At 63.4% G+C, this 18367-nt stretch carries 20 protein-coding genes and 1 tRNA gene; 11 read left to right on the forward strand and 10 right to left on the reverse strand.

Going from position 1 to position 18367, the window contains the following annotated elements:
• Position 1 precedes the first annotated feature (1 nt).
• Both ACFQU0_RS20890 and ACFQU0_RS20895 read left to right on the forward strand, forming a co-directional pair.
• Positions 2 to 2065 (forward strand): PAS domain-containing hybrid sensor histidine kinase/response regulator, encoded by a 2064-nt coding sequence (locus ACFQU0_RS20890; protein ID WP_382204044.1) that lies wholly within the window; start codon positions 2 to 4, stop codon positions 2063 to 2065.
• Positions 2062 to 2508, forward strand: coding sequence for an OsmC family protein (locus tag ACFQU0_RS20895; protein ID WP_382204046.1), 447 nt, complete (start codon positions 2062 to 2064; stop codon positions 2506 to 2508). The genes ACFQU0_RS20890 and ACFQU0_RS20895 overlap by 4 nt, the downstream gene beginning before the upstream one ends.
• A gap of 12 nt (positions 2509 to 2520) precedes the next feature.
• On the opposite strand, the gene ACFQU0_RS20900 is transcribed toward ACFQU0_RS20895, so the two are convergent.
• From ACFQU0_RS20900 to ACFQU0_RS20915, 4 genes are all read right to left on the reverse strand, one after another.
• Positions 2521 to 3285: a TerC family protein gene (locus tag ACFQU0_RS20900; protein ID WP_382204048.1), complete on the reverse strand. Its 765-nt coding sequence runs from the start codon at positions 3283 to 3285 to the stop codon at positions 2521 to 2523.
• 84 nt (positions 3286 to 3369) lie between these two features.
• A complete protein-coding gene (locus tag ACFQU0_RS20905; protein ID WP_382204050.1) occupies positions 3370 to 3714 on the reverse strand; it encodes a hypothetical protein in 345 nt (114 codons plus the stop codon).
• 182 nt (positions 3715 to 3896) lie between these two features.
• Positions 3897 to 4115: a hypothetical protein gene (locus ACFQU0_RS20910; RefSeq protein WP_382204051.1), complete on the reverse strand. Its 219-nt coding sequence runs from the start codon at positions 4113 to 4115 to the stop codon at positions 3897 to 3899.
• Between the two features lie 17 nt (positions 4116 to 4132).
• Entirely contained in the window at positions 4133 to 4384 is a 252-nt protein-coding gene (locus ACFQU0_RS20915; RefSeq protein WP_382204053.1) for a hypothetical protein, read from the reverse strand.
• 547 nt (positions 4385 to 4931) lie between these two features.
• On the opposite strand from ACFQU0_RS20915, the gene ACFQU0_RS20920 reads away from it, so the two are divergent.
• Positions 4932 to 5333 (forward strand): hypothetical protein, encoded by a 402-nt coding sequence (locus tag ACFQU0_RS20920; protein WP_382204055.1) that lies wholly within the window; start codon positions 4932 to 4934, stop codon positions 5331 to 5333.
• 833 nt (positions 5334 to 6166) lie between these two features.
• Here ACFQU0_RS20920 and ACFQU0_RS20925 read toward each other — a convergent pair.
• Genes ACFQU0_RS20925 through ACFQU0_RS20935 form a run of 3 tightly spaced genes read right to left on the reverse strand, consistent with a single transcriptional unit; the run spans position 6167 to position 7689 of the window.
• The gene (locus tag ACFQU0_RS20925) at positions 6167 to 6643 is read right to left on the reverse strand and encodes a hypothetical protein (protein ID WP_382204057.1); all 477 of its coding nucleotides are present in this window, start codon (positions 6641 to 6643) and stop codon (positions 6167 to 6169) included.
• Positions 6644 to 6684: 41 nt separating this feature from the next.
• A complete protein-coding gene (locus ACFQU0_RS20930; RefSeq protein WP_382204059.1) occupies positions 6685 to 7446 on the reverse strand; it encodes a hypothetical protein in 762 nt (253 codons plus the stop codon).
• 9 nt (positions 7447 to 7455) lie between these two features.
• Positions 7456 to 7689: a hypothetical protein gene (locus ACFQU0_RS20935; protein ID WP_382204061.1), complete on the reverse strand. Its 234-nt coding sequence runs from the start codon at positions 7687 to 7689 to the stop codon at positions 7456 to 7458.
• Between the two features lie 608 nt (positions 7690 to 8297).
• Between ACFQU0_RS20935 and ACFQU0_RS20940 the strand changes: the two genes are divergently transcribed.
• Genes ACFQU0_RS20940 through ACFQU0_RS20960 form a run of 5 tightly spaced genes read left to right on the forward strand, consistent with a single transcriptional unit; the run spans position 8298 to position 10667 of the window.
• Positions 8298 to 8717 (forward strand): helix-turn-helix transcriptional regulator, encoded by a 420-nt coding sequence (locus ACFQU0_RS20940; protein WP_382204063.1) that lies wholly within the window; start codon positions 8298 to 8300, stop codon positions 8715 to 8717.
• Positions 8714 to 8929 (forward strand): hypothetical protein, encoded by a 216-nt coding sequence (locus ACFQU0_RS20945; protein ID WP_382204065.1) that lies wholly within the window; start codon positions 8714 to 8716, stop codon positions 8927 to 8929. The genes ACFQU0_RS20940 and ACFQU0_RS20945 overlap by 4 nt, the downstream gene beginning before the upstream one ends.
• Positions 8916 to 9314, forward strand: coding sequence for a helix-turn-helix domain-containing protein (locus tag ACFQU0_RS20950; RefSeq protein WP_382204067.1), 399 nt, complete (start codon positions 8916 to 8918; stop codon positions 9312 to 9314). The genes ACFQU0_RS20945 and ACFQU0_RS20950 overlap by 14 nt, the downstream gene beginning before the upstream one ends.
• Positions 9311 to 9982, forward strand: a complete 672-nt coding sequence (locus ACFQU0_RS20955) for a Rha family transcriptional regulator (RefSeq protein ID WP_382204068.1) — start codon at positions 9311 to 9313, stop codon at positions 9980 to 9982. Before ACFQU0_RS20950 ends, ACFQU0_RS20955 begins: the two co-directional genes overlap by 4 nt.
• A complete protein-coding gene (locus tag ACFQU0_RS20960) occupies positions 9966 to 10667 on the forward strand; it encodes a hypothetical protein (protein ID WP_382204070.1) in 702 nt (233 codons plus the stop codon). Before ACFQU0_RS20955 ends, ACFQU0_RS20960 begins: the two co-directional genes overlap by 17 nt.
• 312 nt (positions 10668 to 10979) lie before the next feature.
• Here the strand turns inward: ACFQU0_RS20960 and ACFQU0_RS20965 are convergent, their stop codons facing one another.
• Together ACFQU0_RS20965 and ACFQU0_RS20970 are read right to left on the reverse strand one after the other, a co-directional pair.
• A complete protein-coding gene (locus ACFQU0_RS20965) occupies positions 10980 to 11702 on the reverse strand; it encodes a tyrosine-type recombinase/integrase (RefSeq protein WP_382204072.1) in 723 nt (240 codons plus the stop codon).
• Positions 11703 to 11743: 41 nt separating this feature from the next.
• Positions 11744 to 11817 (reverse strand) — tRNA-Gly (locus ACFQU0_RS20970).
• Positions 11818 to 12014: 197 nt separating this feature from the next.
• Here ACFQU0_RS20970 and ACFQU0_RS20975 point away from each other — a divergent pair.
• Genes ACFQU0_RS20975 through ACFQU0_RS20985 form a run of 3 tightly spaced genes read left to right on the forward strand, consistent with a single transcriptional unit; the run spans position 12015 to position 17217 of the window.
• Positions 12015 to 13502, forward strand: coding sequence for a PAS domain S-box protein (locus ACFQU0_RS20975; RefSeq protein WP_382204074.1), 1488 nt, complete (start codon positions 12015 to 12017; stop codon positions 13500 to 13502).
• Position 13503: 1 nt separating this feature from the next.
• Positions 13504 to 13905 carry a response regulator gene (locus ACFQU0_RS20980; protein ID WP_382204076.1) on the forward strand — a complete coding sequence of 134 codons (402 nt, stop codon included), beginning with the start codon at positions 13504 to 13506 and terminating at the stop codon, positions 13903 to 13905.
• Positions 13906 to 13914: 9 nt separating this feature from the next.
• Positions 13915 to 17217 carry an EAL domain-containing protein gene (locus ACFQU0_RS20985; protein WP_382204078.1) on the forward strand — a complete coding sequence of 1101 codons (3303 nt, stop codon included), beginning with the start codon at positions 13915 to 13917 and terminating at the stop codon, positions 17215 to 17217.
• A gap of 32 nt (positions 17218 to 17249) precedes the next feature.
• On the opposite strand, the gene ACFQU0_RS20990 is transcribed toward ACFQU0_RS20985, so the two are convergent.
• Positions 17250 to 18367: NAD-dependent succinate-semialdehyde dehydrogenase (locus ACFQU0_RS20990; RefSeq protein ID WP_382204079.1), on the reverse strand; the 1118-nt coding region annotated here is incomplete at its 5' end.

Here is an 18367-nt window from a genome sequence, read left to right on the forward strand (position 1 = left end):
AATGACGCAAGAGCTGGACAAACTGCGACGTTTGCTTGATGAGCAGTCGCACGCCCTGCAGGCAAGCCGTCAGCGCCTGCAGTCTGTCGAGGCCGAGAACCTGCGTTTGCAAACCATCCTGCGGCTGCAGGAGCAGCAGATCTTTGCGATCGACCAACACACCATTGCCTCCGCCAGCAACCGAGCCGGCGACATCGTCTACGCCAACGACCGCTTTGTGGACATCTGTGGCTATTCCCGCGAGGAATTGCTCGGCGCCAGCCACCGCATCGTCAATTCGGGTGTGCACCCACCCGAGCTGTTTCGTGACATGTGGCGCACCATCTCATCGGGGCAGGTGTGGAAGGGTGAGGTGTGCAACCGCCACAAGAATGGCAGCCTGTACTGGGTCAACGCCACCATCGTGCCGTTTCTCGACGAATCCGGCCGGCCCTACCAGTACGTTTCGGTTCGCACCGACATCACACCGCTGAAGCAGGCACAACGCTCGCTGCAACAAACGGTCGTGGATTTGGGTGAGCGGGTCAAGGAGTGGACCTGCCTCAACGCCGTGACCCAGGCCCTGCAGGACGACGCGCTGAGCGATGCACAGGCTTTGTCGGCGGTGGTGGGCCTGATTCCGCCCGGTTGGCTGGTGCCGGCGTCCACCTGTGCGCGGGTGCGCTGGGGCGATCTGGTGTGCACGTCGCTCCATTTTTTCGAGAGTCCATGGCGCCAGGTGGCGCAGCTGTCCAGTGCCCATCGGCAGGTCGAAGTCGAGGTGTTTCGTCAGCCCGTCGTGGGCGTGGACAAGCCTTTTCTGCCGGAGGAGCAGACCCTGCTGGAGAGCATTGCGATGCAGATTGGCCAGGCCATGGAACGGCGCGAGGCTCAGCGCGAATTGCGCATCGCCCGCGACTTAGCCGAAGCCGCCAGCCTGGCCAAAGGCGCCTTTCTGGCCAACATGAGCCACGAAATCCGCACGCCCATGAACGGCATCATTGGGATGAGCCAACTGGCGCTGGAGGCGCCCAGCGACAACGAGCGGCGCGAACACATGCTCATCGTCAAGCAGTCGGCCGAATCGCTGCTCGACATCATCAACGACATCCTCGACTTCTCGAAAATCGAAGCCGGCAAACTGGCGCTGGAACAGGTGCCGTTTGATTTGCGCGCCAGTGTTGAGTTGGGCTTGCATGCCCTGCGCATGCGGGCGCAGGAAAAAGGCTTGGTGCTGACCTGCCGCGTGGACCAGGCGCTGCCACGCCAGGTGGTGGGTGACCCGACCCGGCTGCGCCAGGTGCTGGTCAACCTGATCGGCAACGCGATCAAGTTCACCGCCCGTGGTGAGGTGGTGCTCGACATCGGTTGGGGGCCAGCGATGGCGACGGGCATCTTGCTCCGGTTCACCGTGCGCGACACGGGCATAGGCATCGCACCCGACAAGCTGGAGAGCATTTTTGATGCGTTTTCGCAGGCCGACACCTCCACCACCCGCCAATACGGTGGCACCGGGCTGGGCCTGACCATCACCCAGCGGCTGGTGACCCTGATGGGCGGCCAGTTGCGGGTGCAGAGCCAGACGGGGCAGGGCACGACCTTTGACGTGCTGTTGCCCATGGGCCTGAGCGATGCCGAGGCCACGGCGGCGCCGGTCAAAGGGCCGCAGGCGGTGGATGCGCCACACATCGCCGCCAGCCTGCGGGTCTTGCTGGTGGAAGACCACCCGGTCAATCAAAAGCTGGCCAAGCACTTGCTGCAACGCTGGGGGCATCAGGTGACGCTGGCCCACAACGGCCAGGAAGCGCTTGACGCCGTGGGTGCAGGCCAGCCCTTTGACCTGCTGCTGATGGACATGCAGATGCCTGTGATGGACGGCATCGAAGCCACCCGCCACATCCGCACACTCGAGGCGCTCAAGGGTTGGCCGGCCGTGCCCATCATTGCCATGACCGCCAACGCCATGCAAGGGGATCGCGACGATTGCCTGGCCGCTGGCATGAACGACTACCTCTCCAAACCCATGCGCCCGGATGAGCTGAGCGACAAGCTCGCGATTTGGGCGCCCACCAGGCCTTCGCCATGAGCCAAACCACCGTCTCCGTTTCGCTGACCCAACAACAGGACTACCGCTTTCTGATCGAGTTCGGCGCGCCTGTGCCCGCGTTGGTGGGCGACGAGCCGCCACCGCTGGGTGCCTCTGCCGGGCCATCGCCGGTGCAACTGCTGGCGGCCTCGGTGGGCAACTGCCTGTCCGACTCATTGCTGTTCGCGCTGCGCAAGTTCAAGCAGGCGCCTGAGCCCATACGCACCCAGGTGTTGGCCGAAGTCGGGCGCAACGCCGAAGGGCGGCTGCGTGTGCTGAGCATGGCGGCCGACATGCACCTGGGCGTGCCGGCCGCGCAGCTCGATCACCTGCAGCGCGTGTTGGACACGTTCGAGCAGTACTGCACCGTCACCCAAACCGTGGGTGCCGCCGTGCCCATCGCGCTGCGGGTGTTTGACAGCAACGGCCAGCCTCTCAAGTGAGGCCGGTGTGGGTCAGTGGCCTGCCGCGTTGTTGGCCTCAAGCGCCCGCCGTTTGGCGCGGGCACGCAGGTTCAACGCCTCCACGACCAGGGAAAAGGCCATGGCCGCGTAAATGTAGCCTTTGGGCACTTCCTGGTCGAAGGCCTCGGCGGTCAGCGCCATGCCCACCATCACCAGGAAGGCCAGCGCCAGCACCTTGACGGAAGGGTGGCTGTCGACAAATTCACCGATCGGTTTGGCGGCAAGCAGCATCACACCGACCGACACCACCACCGCCGCCACCATCACGGACAGGTTGTCCACCATGCCGACGGCTGTGATGACCGAGTCGAGTGAGAACACGATGTCGATGATGGCGATCTGACCGATGATGGCCCAGAACAACTTGGTGCCGGCGGCCTTCATCGCGGCCGGATCGGTTTGTGGCGGCACATCCTGTTCACGCGCCTCGACCTCGACAAAAATTTCGTGCGAGGCTTTGTAGAGCAGGAACAGGCCACCGAACAGCAACACCAGATCGCGCCCGCTGATGCCCATGCCCATGACCGAGAACAGATCGGCGGTCAGCCCCATGATCCAGCTGAGGGTGAACAGGAGCGCCAAGCGCGACAGCATGGCAAATCCCAGACCCAGGCGGCGGGCTTTGTCTCTGAGGTGGGGTGGCAAACGGCCCACCAGGATGGAGATGAAGATGATGTTGTCGATGCCCAGCACAATTTCAAGTGCGGTGAGCATGGCAAATGCAATCCAGATGTTGGGATCCAGCAGGAAGTCCATAGGTAAAGTGGCCCGAAAAAAACAAAGGTGATCGGCAGCGGAACGCCACCGGCATCGGCGCGGCCCTGAACGGGCTGGCCGTTGTCAAACGCGAGCGACGGCGGGCGGCGGGCGTTGTGGCCCCTCAAGCGCGGGCGGCTCGACGGGTGGGCGCAATGGGGCCGTGGGCGTGGCCAAGGCCGGCGAGGCTGGCAGGGTGGCATCGGCCACCACCAGCCACTCAGGCGATTCGGTCGGGGGATCACTCAGGCCCTGATCGGGCGTGTGGCCCTGGAGGTCGTCGCCCCTGGGTGGGCTCAACAACTCAGAGAGCTGCTGGGACGCCTGCTCCAACCCGGGACCTGGCAGGGTGCTGGCATGGGCGTTCACAAAAAAGCCCACACAAACGAAGAAGTGCAGGGCGATGAGCGCGGTCAGCCAGCGGCGCATGGTGACAAGATTGTAGGTTTGTGATGCGCCAGATGGGGTGATCTGGAGCGGTGATGGGAATCTAATGAATCGCTAAAGGCCGCATAAATACTAGGTTGTTTCAAGTTTCAATCGATGAGTACCGTCAAAAATACCGACAAAACGGATCGTGACCCCTTTGCAACGGTCTGCCGCAGGCCAGATCACCGCAGCAGCCGGCCGAAAGCCCCAAGCAGCCGCGCCATCCGCCCGAGGCCCTGACCGCTTGTCTCCATTGTGGTCCCTGCCCGCCGCCTCGGCGCGTGCAGGGTGGCAATGGCTCGCTGGTCGTTCACCTTGATGGTGGTTTTCATTGACTCAGGCAGCAGGCCCAGCGGCTCGCGGTCGAAATCGAAAAGCCGGTGCGGTTGATCGGTCTTCATGACATGGCCCGTCTGCCTTACTCGCGCGCCGCCTGAGTGTTTCGAGGCTGTGCCGATGGGCAGTTGCGCCAAGCCCCCGGCATGTTCATCAGCACTTCCTCGGGTGTCTCGGGCAGGTTGCGAATCTCTACTGACCCGGGCACCTTTTCCGGGGCGCGGTCGGGCCAGTACGTGGCGGCCATGACTTCGGTGTACTTTCCGCTCATGACATGTCGGCCAAGGCCATTCTCGCGTTTGAGGGACCAACTCCAAAATTCTGTCGGCTTCATCGGCATCTCCTTTGCCGGCAGTCTGAGGCCCGGCCGTATCAAAAGGTGATCCGCTGGCCAAAAGGGAAGTGGCGTCTACCGTTTCGACCTGACCGGCTGCCAATGTCCTGCAGCGGGACATTCTGGGCAACCTGAAACGGACCTGCAACGTCTCCGTAACGTTTCAGGTGACGCACCTGCAACGGCTGTTCAACGTCCGTTCAACGGGTGGTCAACGCCTGTTGAACCCTTGCGGTGCAAGACTTCACCGTGAGCGAGCGCGTGGAAATCGGCAAGGCGCTGGAGGGGGAGTTGCAGGGCCGCGTAGGCAGGCCCGGAAATGGTGGAAAAAATTCCACCATTACTGATGCCCTAAATGTGTTCTTTTGGACGGGTATCTCCGGTTGCAAGTGGAGGAAGAACTCAAGGCTGGCAAGACCCGCGACCTCGCCGCCAAAGCAGCCGGCTTCGGCAACGGCAAGACCTACGAGCAGGCCAAACCCCCGGTGCACACACAGTTTCCGACCCCCCTGCGGCACAATCCCGCCCAGCCAAGGAGGCCACGCGCATGACCGACCCCAAGCCCCGCACATCCCGTCAGATCGTTTTGCAGTCCATCCTGGACCTAGCGGAACACTCCCAGCCGGCCAGCCGCCAGCGGTTGCAGGAAATCACCGGCCTGTCGTCTGCCACTGTGGACGCCACACTCAGCAACCTGAGAACGGACGGCCTCATCCGTACCGTGGCGAACGGGTACTACGAGCCCATTGACCAGACGCTGGACCGCTCGGTGAGCACCACCAGCCTGCCGCATGGGCGGCTCAAGGTTGAAATCGGCGACGACGTGATTGCCGACCTGACGCCGCGCGAGGCCCTGGCCCTCGCCAAACAACTTGCCGGCCTGCTGTTCGCGTTTGGGGCTTTCTCGTGGGCGTTGATGCCACCAGCCCAGGGTGGCCGGCAGGGGTGACGGCGCCGGCTGGTTGCCAAAAGTTGCCACCAGGTAGCCAAGGTTTTCCGGTGGATTTCCAGCGAGGGCGCTGCGGATTTCCTGCGGAATGGCGGCGGATTTCCAGCGGAAAGAGAGCCAAGACCATCTGTAATCCGCTTACAGATGCGCCCGCTACCAGGGCGCCTATCTGGCGGTTTCCGCTAGATGCAGGCTATCTGTGTGAATCACACAGATACGCCCACCACCCGCACCGCAACGCGCAACGTTTTGACCCGGTGCCTCCAATAGGACATTCAGTGTCCGATTGGCATCTGCGACTGTTCGTGGCTGGTTCCCGTCAGACGGCTCGGCGCAAAAGGGGGGGATGCACTCAGTGCACCCCCCCCCAAATCAAACGCTGAACAGGCCGCCATCGTGGCATCGGCCCAGGACTGGGCTAAAGCCCAAGCGGCCGGCAGCAATCAGCACAAGGCAAAGTCCGAGAGTGGTCCGGCAAGATTGCCGGACCACCTTGCAACTGTCGCCCAGCGTGCGGCTGAATCTGGCGCACAATACGCACCGCTCCGGTATCGCTTTGGGCGTAGGACGGCACGATTCGGTTCTTGATCGTTTCAAAATCCGTCGTACCGGGGTGCTTTCTCATGCTGGTCATCGCCAGCGTCTTGCGCCAGCACCAGCGCAGACCATTCTGTCCACTTCGTGAAACCGCTAACCGTGCACCACGCGTGCCGACGCGTCACTGGCGCGTCACGTCGCGTCACGGTCCGTGCACGAAGCGTGACCCAGGAAGAAGAAACCCGGCGCGCGGCCGGGTGTGGTGGTGGTGACTTTCTGGCTGCAGTTCGCTATGGTCAGTGGCTGGCCGTGGACGAGACGCGTACCCAGGCGCCAGCCTTGTCCATGACTTCCACCACGCATGTCTCCACCTCAACAGGATCAAGAGTGCCCAACCAATGCGCCGGGTCCGCGCCCATCACAAAGGCAGAACGGCAAAGGGAGGCCCATTCGGTTCGCTTGATGCCTGCGCGCGTGCGCAACTGCTCTCCCATCAGCAGCCGGCGCGGACTCACTCCAAAGCGAACCAGACCACCGCCAAGTTCCATCATCTCGGCCATGGTCGCGCCGCGCTTGATGCCAGTAACAGGGTCAATTAGCCACTTGGCGGCCGTTGGTTCGAAACTCTGATTCAGCGAGAACCAGAGAACAGGGCGTTCATTTTCAGGGGCAGCAAAGGCCGTAGGGATCAGCTCGCCAGAGACAACGATGTACCTGAATTTTTCACCTGTGGTGTAGTGCCAAGCGAGTACAGCGGCTAGTTTCTTGGTCATGTGGTGGCCCAATATTTGGTGTTGCTCCGACAGCATTTTGCTCAGTGGCTGGCCGGCTGGTGCTCGGGTTTGGCTGCCTTGGCCTCTCTCGCTGCCTGCATGCGCACCACGAAAGCGGCCTTCTCCTTGGCCTTCTGTTCAATGGCGTAGGCGTGATATTTCTCCGAGTCTGCGACGCGTCGGCCCAAAAACTCGGAGTGGTTGCCGTGTTTCGCCATGAAGACAATTGATTCCTTGACGACTTCCATGAAAGCCACGGCAGCACCCCGTCGGCTGGGTCTGCCGAACGGCTCATTTTGGACCGCCGTCACCTCATCAAGAATGCCTCTGATGTCAATGTGCGGCCCGTAGCCACGCTGCAATGCCGACAGCAGCTCGCCGGCACAGCGGTAGCCGGTGATGCTTCCAGCGCCGTAGTCCTCGGCAGGAACATCGAAAAGCCGCGCACCATTCCACTTGCACTCTCTGTTGAGTTCCAGCGTGATGAAGGAAAGAGGGCCCTTCCGGTAGCGCGTGCCGTCGGGCCGACGAACAACAGGAGGGGCCACATGGGCGCACAGGCGATCGCGCTCAGCCTTGGTCAGATCGTCAAACATCGGGTGCCACGCATCGGCCTGTGTGGGCAGAGCTATGGTGCGCTGCCAGCCCTCGGGGAACTCCAGCAGGGCTGTCTTGCCTTGCGGGCCGTCATCTAGCGCCAGCAGACGCTCGGGCTTGATCTTGTTGATGCTGGCATGTTGGGATGGTGTGCATGGGACGAATGCTGGTGTCTCTGGTGCTTCGTCCGGTTGGTGGTTGGTCATGCACATCGCTCAACCCTCCAAGGTGTTCAGGCTCTCACACGCCCGGCGCAGTAGCGTGCCGGCTCGGGTGGCGCGTGCCGTGGCAAGGCGCAGGCTGTCGGCGGTGCCGTCCAGGCGGCGCAGCTCGTGCAGCGCGGTGGCCAAGGCGTTTTCGGCCATGCCGTGCAGGCCGATCAGCTCGGGGGTGGAAGGCAGGGGGGAAGCGGCGGCACTGCGGCCGGCCAGGGGGATGACGGATGTCATGGATCAAGGCTCCTGATTGAGATTGAAGCCCACACGACAACTGACTAGGCCATCGGGTGGGGAGGGGTGTAGTCACATGGAATCAGCCATGCCGCCTGCCTTACGGATGGGCGCTCCCCTCCCCAAAACCAAAAGTTCCAGGAATGGCAAAGCCCCGCTGACGTGGGGGCATGGACGCTGATTCAAGGTGTGACTAGCACCTATTTGCACTGTAGCACGGTGCCAGGTGAATGCAAGTTGGGCGTGGTTTTTCGGACTGATTTGGAAGACTTCAACCGCTACAACGTCCTGCACCGACGGCAAACACTACGACCGCCCGTTCTGATGTTGTCCACACCAGTGGCACGTTGATTCATAAGCAATTTTTCCCCGTATGTTGTTTTTCAGCGCTGCGCTGGCGTGCTTGTGAAAGGCGTTTGACCCCACCTAAATTCGTTGACTCCAATCCGGTCCGATAGCCTGCACAGGCGTTCGCAAATACCTGTTCGCAACCACAGCCGCAAGGACGCTTCGGCTGTGGGAGCACCTACCAGGAGTGCCCTGTGCCTACTGTCGCTGATACGAAAAAGACCTCTCCACAGCCGTCTGCACCTGACTGGTTTGCAGCCATGCCCGACGACGCGATCATCCGCATCGCCCGGCTGCTCATCACGGAAAAAAATCCGTCAGGACTGATCGATGCAAGCCCGTCGCACTGGTACAGCGGCGTTGCCAAAGGCGTTCACCCCAGCCCCATCCGCTTGTCTCAGAACGTGAGCGGCTGGCGGGCTGGTGACATCCGGGAATGGCTCGCCGCCCAAGTGGAAGTCTCCGATAGCCGAGCGCGATTTAAGGCGCCATCCCGCAAGGTGCTGGCCCGCCTTCAGGGAGCCGCTGCCGGCCAGGGCTACGCCTTGACCCAGGTGCGCAATATGGACACAGCCCAGGTTCTGCTGCTGCTGTCGAAGGGCGACGCCACCCGCATGTTCAACGCGCCGGCCGAGGTGGAGGCCTTCTTGGCCAAGCTGGAAGGCGGGGTGACGGCATGAACCTCAACCCCATCAACAAGCCACTGTCTGACGTGCAGGCCGCTGCGGCGCTCATGGGCGCCACGGTGGTGCCCATTGAAGGTGACACCGGCCGCCCTGAGTTCGTGTTCACCGATGGCCCGGTGACGCTGCGCACCGGCAACTTGGCGACGCTGCAGAAGGTTGTCACGGCGCTGCGCCAGCGCAAGGAGGTTGCTCATGTCACGACCTGACCGCCGCAAAAAGAAAGCCCCCGGGGGTGAGGCCGGGGGCGTTCAGGTGTCCAAGCCAAACTTCCCGGAGTGGTCAGACAAGCCTGACTCTACAAATCTCCACGCCGCCGCGCAATCTTTGGTGGGGGTCAGCCGGTCCACATCAGCAGAAGCCCAGCGGGACCGGATCATCCGGGCGTTGCGCATCGGCCCACAGACCAGCTATGACTTGCGCCGGCTCAGGTGTTATCAGGCGCCCGCACGCATCAAGGAGCTGCGTGACCGCTTCGGGTACAGCAGTCTGACCAAGCGTGTGACGCTGTGGGACCGTGACGGGTGGCCACATCGCGGGGCTGCCTTGTACGTCCTGGAGTCGGAACCTGCCGTGATCGGGGGTGCCAAATGACCGCCGCCATAACCATAATCACCGCCCGCGAGGAACCCCGCGTCGATACCCGCGACCTTGCCCACCACCTCGGCATTCAGCACCGCAGCGCCTTTAAGTTGGTGGAGGCCTACCCGGAAGACTTCAAGGCGCTTGGGGTTGTGCGATTTGAAATCGCAAAACCTCCGAAGGGCGCGAAGGGTGGGCGCCCTGAACGTTCTGCGCTGTTGACCGAGGACCAGGCTTATCTGCTGCTGGCCTACAGCCGCAACACCGCCAATGTCCGCGCGCTCAAGGTCGAGCTGGTGAAGGCCTTCCGCGATGCCCGCGCCGCTGCCGAAACCCGCCAGCGTGACTACCTCCCGGGCTATCACGAGCTGCATGACCGGGTGCACCAGTTGGCTGCTGAATCGGAGAACCGCCACTGGGTACACGCCAACTTCGACAAGTTGGTGAACCGCACCGTGGGCCTGTCGGCTGGCCAGCGCCAGGGCTTGCCGGCCCCGGTGTTGTCGTTGACGGCGGTGGTCCAGACGGTTGCCACGCGCGCCACTGTCGGCGCCGCAGACCACAAGGAGGCGTATCAGCGTGCCAAGGCCGCACTGGGCCGCCTGCAGGACGCGCTGGCGGTGCTGGACGGGCCCGATGTGGCTGTGCTGGAGGGAGGCCGCCATGGCGAACGGGCGTAACAAGTCCCGTAAAGGCAGCTCAGGCCGCGATGAGGGCGGGTTCATCGCGCTGCCGTGGGCGGTGGTGGACAGCCCGGCTTATCAGCGTCTGAGCGTGCACGCGCGTGCGCTGCTGCTGGAGGTGGCGCGCCAGTACGTCAGGGACAACAACGGCCGCTTGCTGTTGTCTCGCGCGTACATGGCAACACGCGGGTGGAAGTCGGCAGACATGCTGACCAAGGCCAAGGCGGAGTTGCTGGCGGGGGGCTTCATTCACCAGACCGTGCTGGGCTGCCGTCCGAACAAAGCCAGTTGGTACGCCGTGACCTGGCAGACCCTGGATCGCTTGCCGGGCTATGACGTGGGTGCCGTCGAGACGTTCGTGCGCAGTGCCTACCGCAAAACCCAGCCGCTGAAAAACGCGGGGCTTGTACCGCCCCACGGTACAGAGCGTGCCCGCATAGGACCGCCCCACGGTACAGAGAGTGCGCCCCCTGTACCGCCCCACGGTCCTATGGAGGCCACTTTTGCCCCTTCCTCTGTACCGCCACACGGACACCATCTAGAGAAGCCATCTGCTGCAGTTTCGGAACCGGACCCCGCCACCACCACCGCCGAACTGTTCGCCCGACTGCAGGCAGCGGGTGGCTGGCTGTGGATGACCCGCCATCCCAAAGCTGCCCAGCCTGTGGAGGCAATCGGGTGACCGTCGTGCACATCCCGGCCTTGAAGGTCGAACAGCAGGACGGGCTGGTGCTGGTCAGCCAGCGCCGGGAAGGGCAGACCGCCACGGTGGCGCTGCACCCAGCCCACATCCGCCACCTGGCCGAGGTGGTTGGCCTGGCCCCCACCGGCGACCCGGCCGCCGCAAAGCAGATCGCCATGCTGTCCCGCCGTCTGCGGGTGCTGCGCGAGCGCATCGACATGTTGGGCGCCGACCTGACCCATGCGCCCGACCTCACGGGCGAGGTACAAGAGAGCTTCACCATGCTGACGGTGAACGCCGACGATCACCCCATCATGAGCCGCATGCACAAGCCCGACCCGAAGCTAACAGCGGATCAGCAGGACAAGCGCAGCGTGGTGCCCATCGAGGCGGTGGATGTGGACCAGTGGCTGGCTGGCACAGTTGAGCAGGCGCGCGAGCTGCTTCACCCGCCGCTCGCGGAATTGTTGGTCGCCTCGGGAACAGGTACAGCTCGCACATCCGCAACCACTTCGTGGCGTGGCCCTCGCTCCAGCCCTCGGCCTTCACGGCATGGAACTCGCGGGCGACCAGCTCGAATGTGTTGGTGGCCGCCTGCTTTTCGGCCTGTTTGGCCTCCTGCTTGGCGTTGCTGGGGTCGATGCCCGCTGCCAGCAGTTCCCTGGCTTCTGCACGGCGCTCCCTGGCCTTGACTATCGGAACCTCGGGGTAGGTCCCGATGGATAGGGTCTTGCGCTTGCCCAGGTGGCGGTAGTCCATGCGCCAGTATTTCCCGGATGGCTTCACCAGCAAGTACATGCCGTCACCGTCTGCGTACTTGTCCCCGGTGGGTTTGCCGGTTGACTTGACCTGTCGAACAAAAGTGTCTTTGAGTGGCATGGAGGGACTCCTGACGGTACTTTTGACGGTATTTTGAGGTGGTGGGGTGTCGGTACCGTCTGACATACCGTCGGAGATACCGTCAACGTGACGGTATGCCATGCTACGTGCTTGGACCGGGCTGGACAACAAAAAACCCGCAATGCCAGGAGACATGCGGGTTTTGAGGGATTTTTGGACCGTATCGGTCAGCTATCTGGAGCGGGTGATGGGAATCGAACCCACGTTATTTGCTTGGGAAGCAAGAGTCCTACCATTGAACGACACCCGCGAAGGCGCGTAGTTTACTTGATGAATTCCCTGGGCCAGATGCACCCCGAAACAGCTGGCCGCCACGCCGCCGTGCCACTGCTGCAGCTTGACATGGTTTGACAAATTGATAACAGTGCACATCAAGGGGTGCCAGCCCGGCACTTCAAACCACGCACCGTGGCGAGCTGGTTGGCGCGTCATGCAAATGTGATGTCAATGCCCGAGTCTGTGGATCTCAACCACATCCTGTTTCAGGAAAACCCCGACGCGGCTTGTGTGCTGTCGATGGACGGCTTGGTGCTCGCATGGAGCCCTGCGGGCGAGCGCATCTTCGGCTACCCGGCCAGCCAGATACTGGGACAGCGGTATGCCGAGCATCTGGTGCCGCCCGATCAGGTGGACGAGTTTGAGCACCGCTGGCGCCAGCTGGTTGGTTCCGAGCACGTCGAGTTTGAGGCGGTGCGGCGGCGTGCCGACGGCTCGTTGTTGTTCGTGGATGTGTCATGCCGGTGTGTGCGGCCTGGGGCTGATCGGTTGCCGGTGCTGGTGATGGCCGAGAAGGATGTGACGGCGATCAAGGTCCAGCGTGACGCCAAGCTCATGGAAGCTCGGTTCCGCGATCTGTTGGAGTCCACGCCCGACGGCATCGTGATGGCCAACGCCACCGGCCACATCGTGATTGCGAACAGCCAGGCTGAAAACTTGTTTGGCTATGGCCCTGGGCAGCTGCGGGGTGTGGTGGTCGATCAGCTCCTGCCCGAGCGTTTTCGCAAAGCCCACGTGGGGCACCGCTCGCGCTACTTTCTGCAGCCGCGCAAACGGGCCATGGGTTCGGGGCTGGACCTCTGGGGTCGTCGCCGCGACGGCAGCGAGTTCCCGATCGAGATCAGCCTGAGCCCGCTGCGCACCGACGACGGCAGTTTTGTCATGAGCGCGGTCCGCGATGTCAGCGAACGCAAGCACATCGAGCGCATCTTGCAGGAAAAGAACCTGGAGTTGGCCCGTGCCAACGAGGCCAAGGACCGCTTTCTGGCCAGCATGAGCCACGAGTTGCGCACCCCGCTGAACGCCATCATCGGTTTCACTGGCACCTTGCTGATCCGACTGCCCGGCCCGCTCAACGACGAACAGGCCAAGCAGTTGGGCACGGTAAAAAGCAGCGCCAAACACCTGCTCGCGCTGATCAACGACCTGCTGGATGTGGCCAAGGTCGAAGCCGGCCAGCATGTGCCGGCCATCGAGACGGTGGACCTGCGTGAACTGGTGGAGGGCGTGCTGTCGACCTTGTCGTCGCAGGCGCAGGCCAAAGGCCTGGACTTGTGCTTCGAGGCAGCGCCTGGCCCCGTGGTGTTGCCGACCGACCGCCGACTGGTCACACAGATCGTCATCAATCTGGTGGCCAACGGCATCAAGTTCACCGACCGGGGTGGGGTGTTGGTGGCGCTGAGTGCGCAGCCCGGACCTGGCGCGTTGCCGGTGGTGGAGATCAAGATCACGGACACGGGCATCGGCATCCCGCCCGAGGCGCTGGACAGACTGTTCGATGCTTTCAACCGGGGCAAAACGGCGGCCATTGCGGGCATCGAAGGCACAGGCCTGGGCTTGCACCTGAGCCAGCGGCTGGCCCATGCCCTGGGGGGCACCATCACGGTGGACAGTGTGCTGGGGCAGGGCAGCTGTTTCACGTTGCGCCTGGGGGGTTGACATGGCGTGCCGCGTCCTGCTTGTTGAAGACAACCCCGCCAGCCTGGAGCTGATGCGTTATCTGCTGCACAGCGGCGGCTACCAGACGTTGTTGGCCACCAACGGTCAGGAGGCGCTAGAGCACCTCTCCAGCGCCTTGCCGGATCTGGTGCTGACCGACATCCAGATGCCGGTGCTGGACGGCTACGAACTGCTCTCGCACATCCGCAGCAACCCACGCACCCGTGGTTTGCTGGTGGTCGCGCTGACCGCCTACTCGATGCCAGGCGATCACGAGCGGGTCATCGGGGCGGGTTTTGATGGCTACATGTCCAAGCCCATCGATCCCGAAACCATTTTGGATGAACTCCGGCATTTTCTGGGTCGGGGCGCGGCAGGTGGCACCTGCGGCGATCTGGACTGAAAGCGGCTCATGGCCCGCGTCCTTGTCATCGACGATGTGGCGACCAACCGGGACGTGCTGATTCCCCTGCTGCATTACCTGGAGCATGAAACGGCAGAAGCGGCCGATGGCGCACAAGGGCTGGCGCTGGTCCACAGCTTCCAGCCCAACCTGATCATCTGCGACATCCTCATGCCCACCATGGATGGTTTTGAGTTCGTCAAACGCCTGAGGCAGGACCCCCAGGCCCGGTCCACGCCGGTGCTGTTCTATTCGGCCACCTTTTTGGAAGACGAGGCATGGGTGTTGGCGCGCAGTTGTGGTGTGGTCAACGTCATCACCAAACCTTGCGACCCCGAAATCGTGCTCGACATCGTCACGGCGGCCCTCACAAGTCCAGGCACCGCGGTGGATCAGCCCAGCTCAGACGTGTTGTCCTCCACCGAGTTCGATGCGGAACACCTGCGCCTGCTGTCCAGCAAACTGATTGAAAGCACCCAGCAGTTGCATGGCGCGAACCGGCGCCTCGCGGCGCTCACCGATCTGTGCGCAGAAATGGCCGGCGAGCGCGACCCCGTCGCACTGTTGCAGCGCTTGTGCCATGGGGTGCGAAGCTTGTTCGGTGCCCGTGTGGCGGTGTTGTTTCTGCGGCAGGGTGAGCTGCAGGAGGCGCCCACCTGCTACACCTCTGGCGTGCCCGATGCCGACAACGCGCGCTGGTTGGCATGGGCACGGGCGCAGACGTGGGGGAAGGGGGCGCCACTGGTGGCCAACGTGGTGCGCTGGTCGTCTCTGAGCGCCGCCACCGAACTGGCGCTGGTGCCATGGGGCCACCACGAAGCGCCCCGCCACGCGCTGGCGGCACCGCTCACCACACCGGACCACAATCTGGGCTGGCTGATGTTGATCGACAGCGTGGGCGACCACGCGTTCAGCAGCGAGGACGAAACCACGCTGACCGTGCATTTGCGGCAGGCCTGCCGCATCTACGAAAACAGCTACCTGCATCAGCGCCTGCGGCAACAGCTGACGCGGTTGCAGAAGGAGGTGGCCGTGCGCCAGCAGGCCGAGCACTTGCTCAACCTGTCAGAGCGATTCAACCGCTCCACCCTCAACGCGCTGGCGGAGCAAATCTGTGTGTTGGACGCGGGTGGTCAGGTGCTGGCGGTCAATCAGGCCTGGAAAGTGTTCCGCGACACCTTGCCCGATCCGACCTGGCGGCCCGCAGAGGGTGTGGACTTTTTTGCCAACGGCCGCCGCCAACCGACCGCTGCGGTTGACAGTGTGGCGGCCTTGCGCAGCGGTGTGCGTGAGGTGTTGTCGGGGCGCCAGGCGGTGTTTTCGCTGGAGTACCAGATCACGGACCGCACCCAGGAGCGCCACTGGTTTGTGGCCAGGGTGACGCGTTTCGAGCTGGACCAGGCGGTGCGCGTGGTCATCGCCCACGAGGACATCAGCGAGCGCAAGGAAGCGGAGTTGCGTGCGCAACGCTTGCACCGCGTGACCTCGGTGCTCAGCGCCATCAACGGCCTGATCGTGCGCGCGACCGACACCAACGAGCTCTACCAGGAGGCGTGCCGCATCGCCGTCGAGACCGGGCGGTTCCTGCGCGTGTGGGTGGGCCTCATGGACCCGGTGACACAACTGCCGGTCATGGTCGCCTGGTGTGAAGGCGAACGCAGCCAGGGCTACTTTGCGCATTTCGCGCCGCGTCTGAGCACCTACCTGCAGCGGGACGACGCGCGTTTTCTCGAGCTGATGCAACACCAACGGCCGGTGGTGATCAACAACCTCCAGAACGACAACTGGATGGGCCTTGCGCCACGCAGTCAATACTGGCACCTGCGTGCCATGGCTGTGTTTCCGCTCACAGACCAGCACACCACGGTGGGCTGGCTGGCGTTGCACGCCGAAGAAGTCAACGTTTTCGATGCCGAGGAGTGCCGCTTGTTGTCCGAGCTTGCGGGCGACATCTCATTTGCCATGGCGCATATCCGGCAATCCGAGAACATGCAGCGCCTGGCCTACTACGACCAGCTCACAGGCTGCGCCAATGCCAGCCTGTTCGGCGAACGCCTGAGCCAATCCATCGCCATGGCCGCCACGGTGGGCCAGTCGCTGGTGCTGGCCATTCTGGACATCGACGGTTTCAAGTCCATCAACGACAACCTCGGCCGCCACGTGGGCGACAAGCTGCTGGAGCAGGTGGCCCGCCGTGTGCTGGAGGTGACGGGCGATGCCTCACGCGTGGCCCGCGTGGGCGCTGACCAGTTTGCGCTCATGCTGCCTGGCGCCCCTGGCGACTTTGAGTTGCTGCGGCTGTCGCAAATGTTGTACGAGCGGGCCTTTGCCCGTGAGTTCGCCGTGGGCGCCGACACCTTGCAGGTGGGCGCGCGCGTGGGGTTGGCCATTTATCCACGGGACGGCGAAACCGCTGACGAGCTGTTTGGTCACGCAGAAGCGGCGCTCAAACGCGCCAAGGGCATTGCCGAGCGGGTGGTTTTTTACGACGCCAGGATGTCGGCCGTGGTGGCCGAGAAGTTCGACACCGAGCGCAGGTTGCGCCAGGCCTTGCAAAAGGGTGAGTTCGAGTTGCACTACCAGCCCAAGTACGTATTGCGTACCGGTCACATGGGCAGTGTCGAGGCGCTGATCCGCTGGCGCAGCGCCACCGGCCTGATCTCACCCGCCACGTTCATTCCGCTGATGGAGGAGTCGGGCCTGATCGTGGAGGCCGGCAAGTGGATACTGAAACAGGCGGTCGCTGATCGCCAAACCTGGCTGTCCGCGCTGGGCGAGGCGCCACGGGTGTCGGTGAACGTGGCCGTGCAACAACTGCAGGACAAAGGTTTTCTGGATGCGGTGCAAGAGGCGCTGGCCGTTGGCGGTGCCGATCCTGGCTTGGACATCGAGATCACCGAAAGCGGTTTTGTCGATGACGTCGAGCGCACCATCGCCACGCTGCGCCGCGTGCGCGACATGGGTGTGGGGCTGGCCGTGGACGACTTCGGCACGGGTTACTCGTCTCTGGGCTATCTGGCCCGCCTGCCGCTGACCGAACTGAAGATCGACCAGGGTTTTGTGCGCGCCATGTTGACAGACCCGGCGTCCTACACCCTGGTCAGCTCCATGGTGTCGCTCGCCAAGGCCCTGAAGATGTCGTGTGTGGCCGAAGGGGTCGAGACCCCTGCCCAGGCCCAACGCTTGTTTGAGCTGGACTGCGATCAGGTGCAGGGCTACCTCACCAGCCGCCCGGTGCCAGCGGGCGACGTGCCGGTGCTGTTCCGGCGCAGCGCCGATGAGGTGCTGCGCCTGCTGCGGGGCCAGGCATAAGGCCGGGTGGCGGGCTCAGCGGCCGGATGGCCTTATTTGAGGATGTCGCCCACACAGAGGTACTTGATCTCGACGTAGTCGTCCATGCCGTGGTGCGAGCCCTCACGGCCCAGGCCGGACTGTTTGACACCACCAAAGGGCACGTGTTCGGTGGCGAGGATGCCCACGTTGATGCCCACCATGCCGTACTCCAGCGCCTCGGCCACGCGGTAGATGCGGCCGATGTCACGGCTGTAGAAGTAACTCGCCAGCCCGAACTCGGTGTTGTTGGCCGCGTCAATCGCCTCCTGCTCGGTGGTGAACTTGAAGATGGGCGCAAAGGGGCCGAAGGTCTCCTCGCGGGCGCACAACATGTCCGCCGTCGCATCGGCCACCACCGTGGGCTCGAAGAACTGGCCTTCCAAGCGTTTGCCCCCGGCCACCACCCGCGCACCCTTGGCCACGGCATCGTCCACATGGCGTTGCACCTTCACGAGTGCGGCTTCCTCGATCAACGGGCCCTGGTTCACCCCGTCCTCAAACCCGTTGCCCACCTTGGCGGTCTTCACCTTGGCCGCGAACTTCTCCACGAACTGGTCGTACACCCCTTCCTGCACATAGAGGCGGTTGGAGCACACGCAGGTCTGGCCGGCGTTGCGGTACTTGCTGGCAAAAGCACCTTCCACCGCGCTGTCGATGTCGGCGTCGTCGAACACGATGAAGGGCGCGTTGCCCCCCAGTTCGAGCGACATCTTCTTGACCGTGGGCGCGCACTGCGCCATCAGGATGCGCCCGACCTCGGTGGAGCCGGTGAATGAGAGGTGGCGCACCACGTCGCTGGCGCAGATCACCTTGCCCACGGCGATGCTGTTGTCGCTGTCGGCCGTGACGATGTTGAGCACCCCGGCGGGGATGCCCGCGCGCAGGGCCAACTCACCGGCGGCCAGTGCGGTCAGCGGTGTCAGCTCGGCCGGCTTGATGACCACCGGGCAGCCCGCTGCCAGGGCCGGTGCCACCTTGCGGGTGATCATGGCCAGCGGGAAGTTCCAGGGCGTGATGGCGGCACACACGCCGATGGGCTGCTTGAGTACCATCAGGCGGCGGTTGTTGTCGAACTGGGGCAGGGTTTCGCCGTTGACACGTTTGGCTTCTTCGGCAAACCACTCCACAA

The sequence above is a fragment of the Hydrogenophaga defluvii genome (genome assembly GCF_042665235.1).
Classification (GTDB): Bacteria; Pseudomonadota; Gammaproteobacteria; order Burkholderiales; family Burkholderiaceae_C; genus Hydrogenophaga; species Hydrogenophaga defluvii_A.

Excerpts from the sequence above, each read along its gene's own strand:
- ACFQU0_RS20905 (WP_382204050.1), bottom strand. The coding sequence starts at position 3,714 with ATGCGCCGCTGGCTGACCGCGCTCATCGCCCTGCACTTCTTCGTTTGT.
- ACFQU0_RS20975 (WP_382204074.1), top strand. The coding sequence starts at position 12,015 with ATGCCCGAGTCTGTGGATCTCAACCACATCCTGTTTCAGGAAAACCCC.
- ACFQU0_RS20955 (WP_382204068.1), top strand. The coding sequence starts at position 9,311 with ATGACCGCCGCCATAACCATAATCACCGCCCGCGAGGAACCCCGCGTC.
- ACFQU0_RS20985 (WP_382204078.1), top strand. The coding sequence starts at position 13,915 with ATGGCCCGCGTCCTTGTCATCGACGATGTGGCGACCAACCGGGACGTG.
- ACFQU0_RS20895 (WP_382204046.1), top strand. The coding sequence starts at position 2,062 with ATGAGCCAAACCACCGTCTCCGTTTCGCTGACCCAACAACAGGACTAC.
- ACFQU0_RS20910 (WP_382204051.1), bottom strand. The coding sequence starts at position 4,115 with ATGAAGACCGATCAACCGCACCGGCTTTTCGATTTCGACCGCGAGCCG.
- ACFQU0_RS20925 (WP_382204057.1), bottom strand. The coding sequence starts at position 6,643 with ATGACCAAGAAACTAGCCGCTGTACTCGCTTGGCACTACACCACAGGT.
- ACFQU0_RS20940 (WP_382204063.1), top strand. The coding sequence starts at position 8,298 with ATGCCCGACGACGCGATCATCCGCATCGCCCGGCTGCTCATCACGGAA.
- ACFQU0_RS20965 (WP_382204072.1), bottom strand. The coding sequence starts at position 11,702 with ATGTCTCCTGGCATTGCGGGTTTTTTGTTGTCCAGCCCGGTCCAAGCA.
- ACFQU0_RS20980 (WP_382204076.1), top strand. The coding sequence starts at position 13,504 with ATGGCGTGCCGCGTCCTGCTTGTTGAAGACAACCCCGCCAGCCTGGAG.
- ACFQU0_RS20950 (WP_382204067.1), top strand. The coding sequence starts at position 8,916 with ATGTCACGACCTGACCGCCGCAAAAAGAAAGCCCCCGGGGGTGAGGCC.
- ACFQU0_RS20890 (WP_382204044.1), top strand. The coding sequence starts at position 2 with ATGACGCAAGAGCTGGACAAACTGCGACGTTTGCTTGATGAGCAGTCG.
- ACFQU0_RS20960 (WP_382204070.1), top strand. The coding sequence starts at position 9,966 with ATGGCGAACGGGCGTAACAAGTCCCGTAAAGGCAGCTCAGGCCGCGAT.
- ACFQU0_RS20930 (WP_382204059.1), bottom strand. The coding sequence starts at position 7,446 with ATGACCAACCACCAACCGGACGAAGCACCAGAGACACCAGCATTCGTC.
- ACFQU0_RS20900 (WP_382204048.1), bottom strand. The coding sequence starts at position 3,285 with ATGGACTTCCTGCTGGATCCCAACATCTGGATTGCATTTGCCATGCTC.
- ACFQU0_RS20920 (WP_382204055.1), top strand. The coding sequence starts at position 4,932 with ATGACCGACCCCAAGCCCCGCACATCCCGTCAGATCGTTTTGCAGTCC.
- ACFQU0_RS20945 (WP_382204065.1), top strand. The coding sequence starts at position 8,714 with ATGAACCTCAACCCCATCAACAAGCCACTGTCTGACGTGCAGGCCGCT.
- ACFQU0_RS20935 (WP_382204061.1), bottom strand. The coding sequence starts at position 7,689 with ATGACATCCGTCATCCCCCTGGCCGGCCGCAGTGCCGCCGCTTCCCCC.
- ACFQU0_RS20915 (WP_382204053.1), bottom strand. The coding sequence starts at position 4,384 with ATGAAGCCGACAGAATTTTGGAGTTGGTCCCTCAAACGCGAGAATGGC.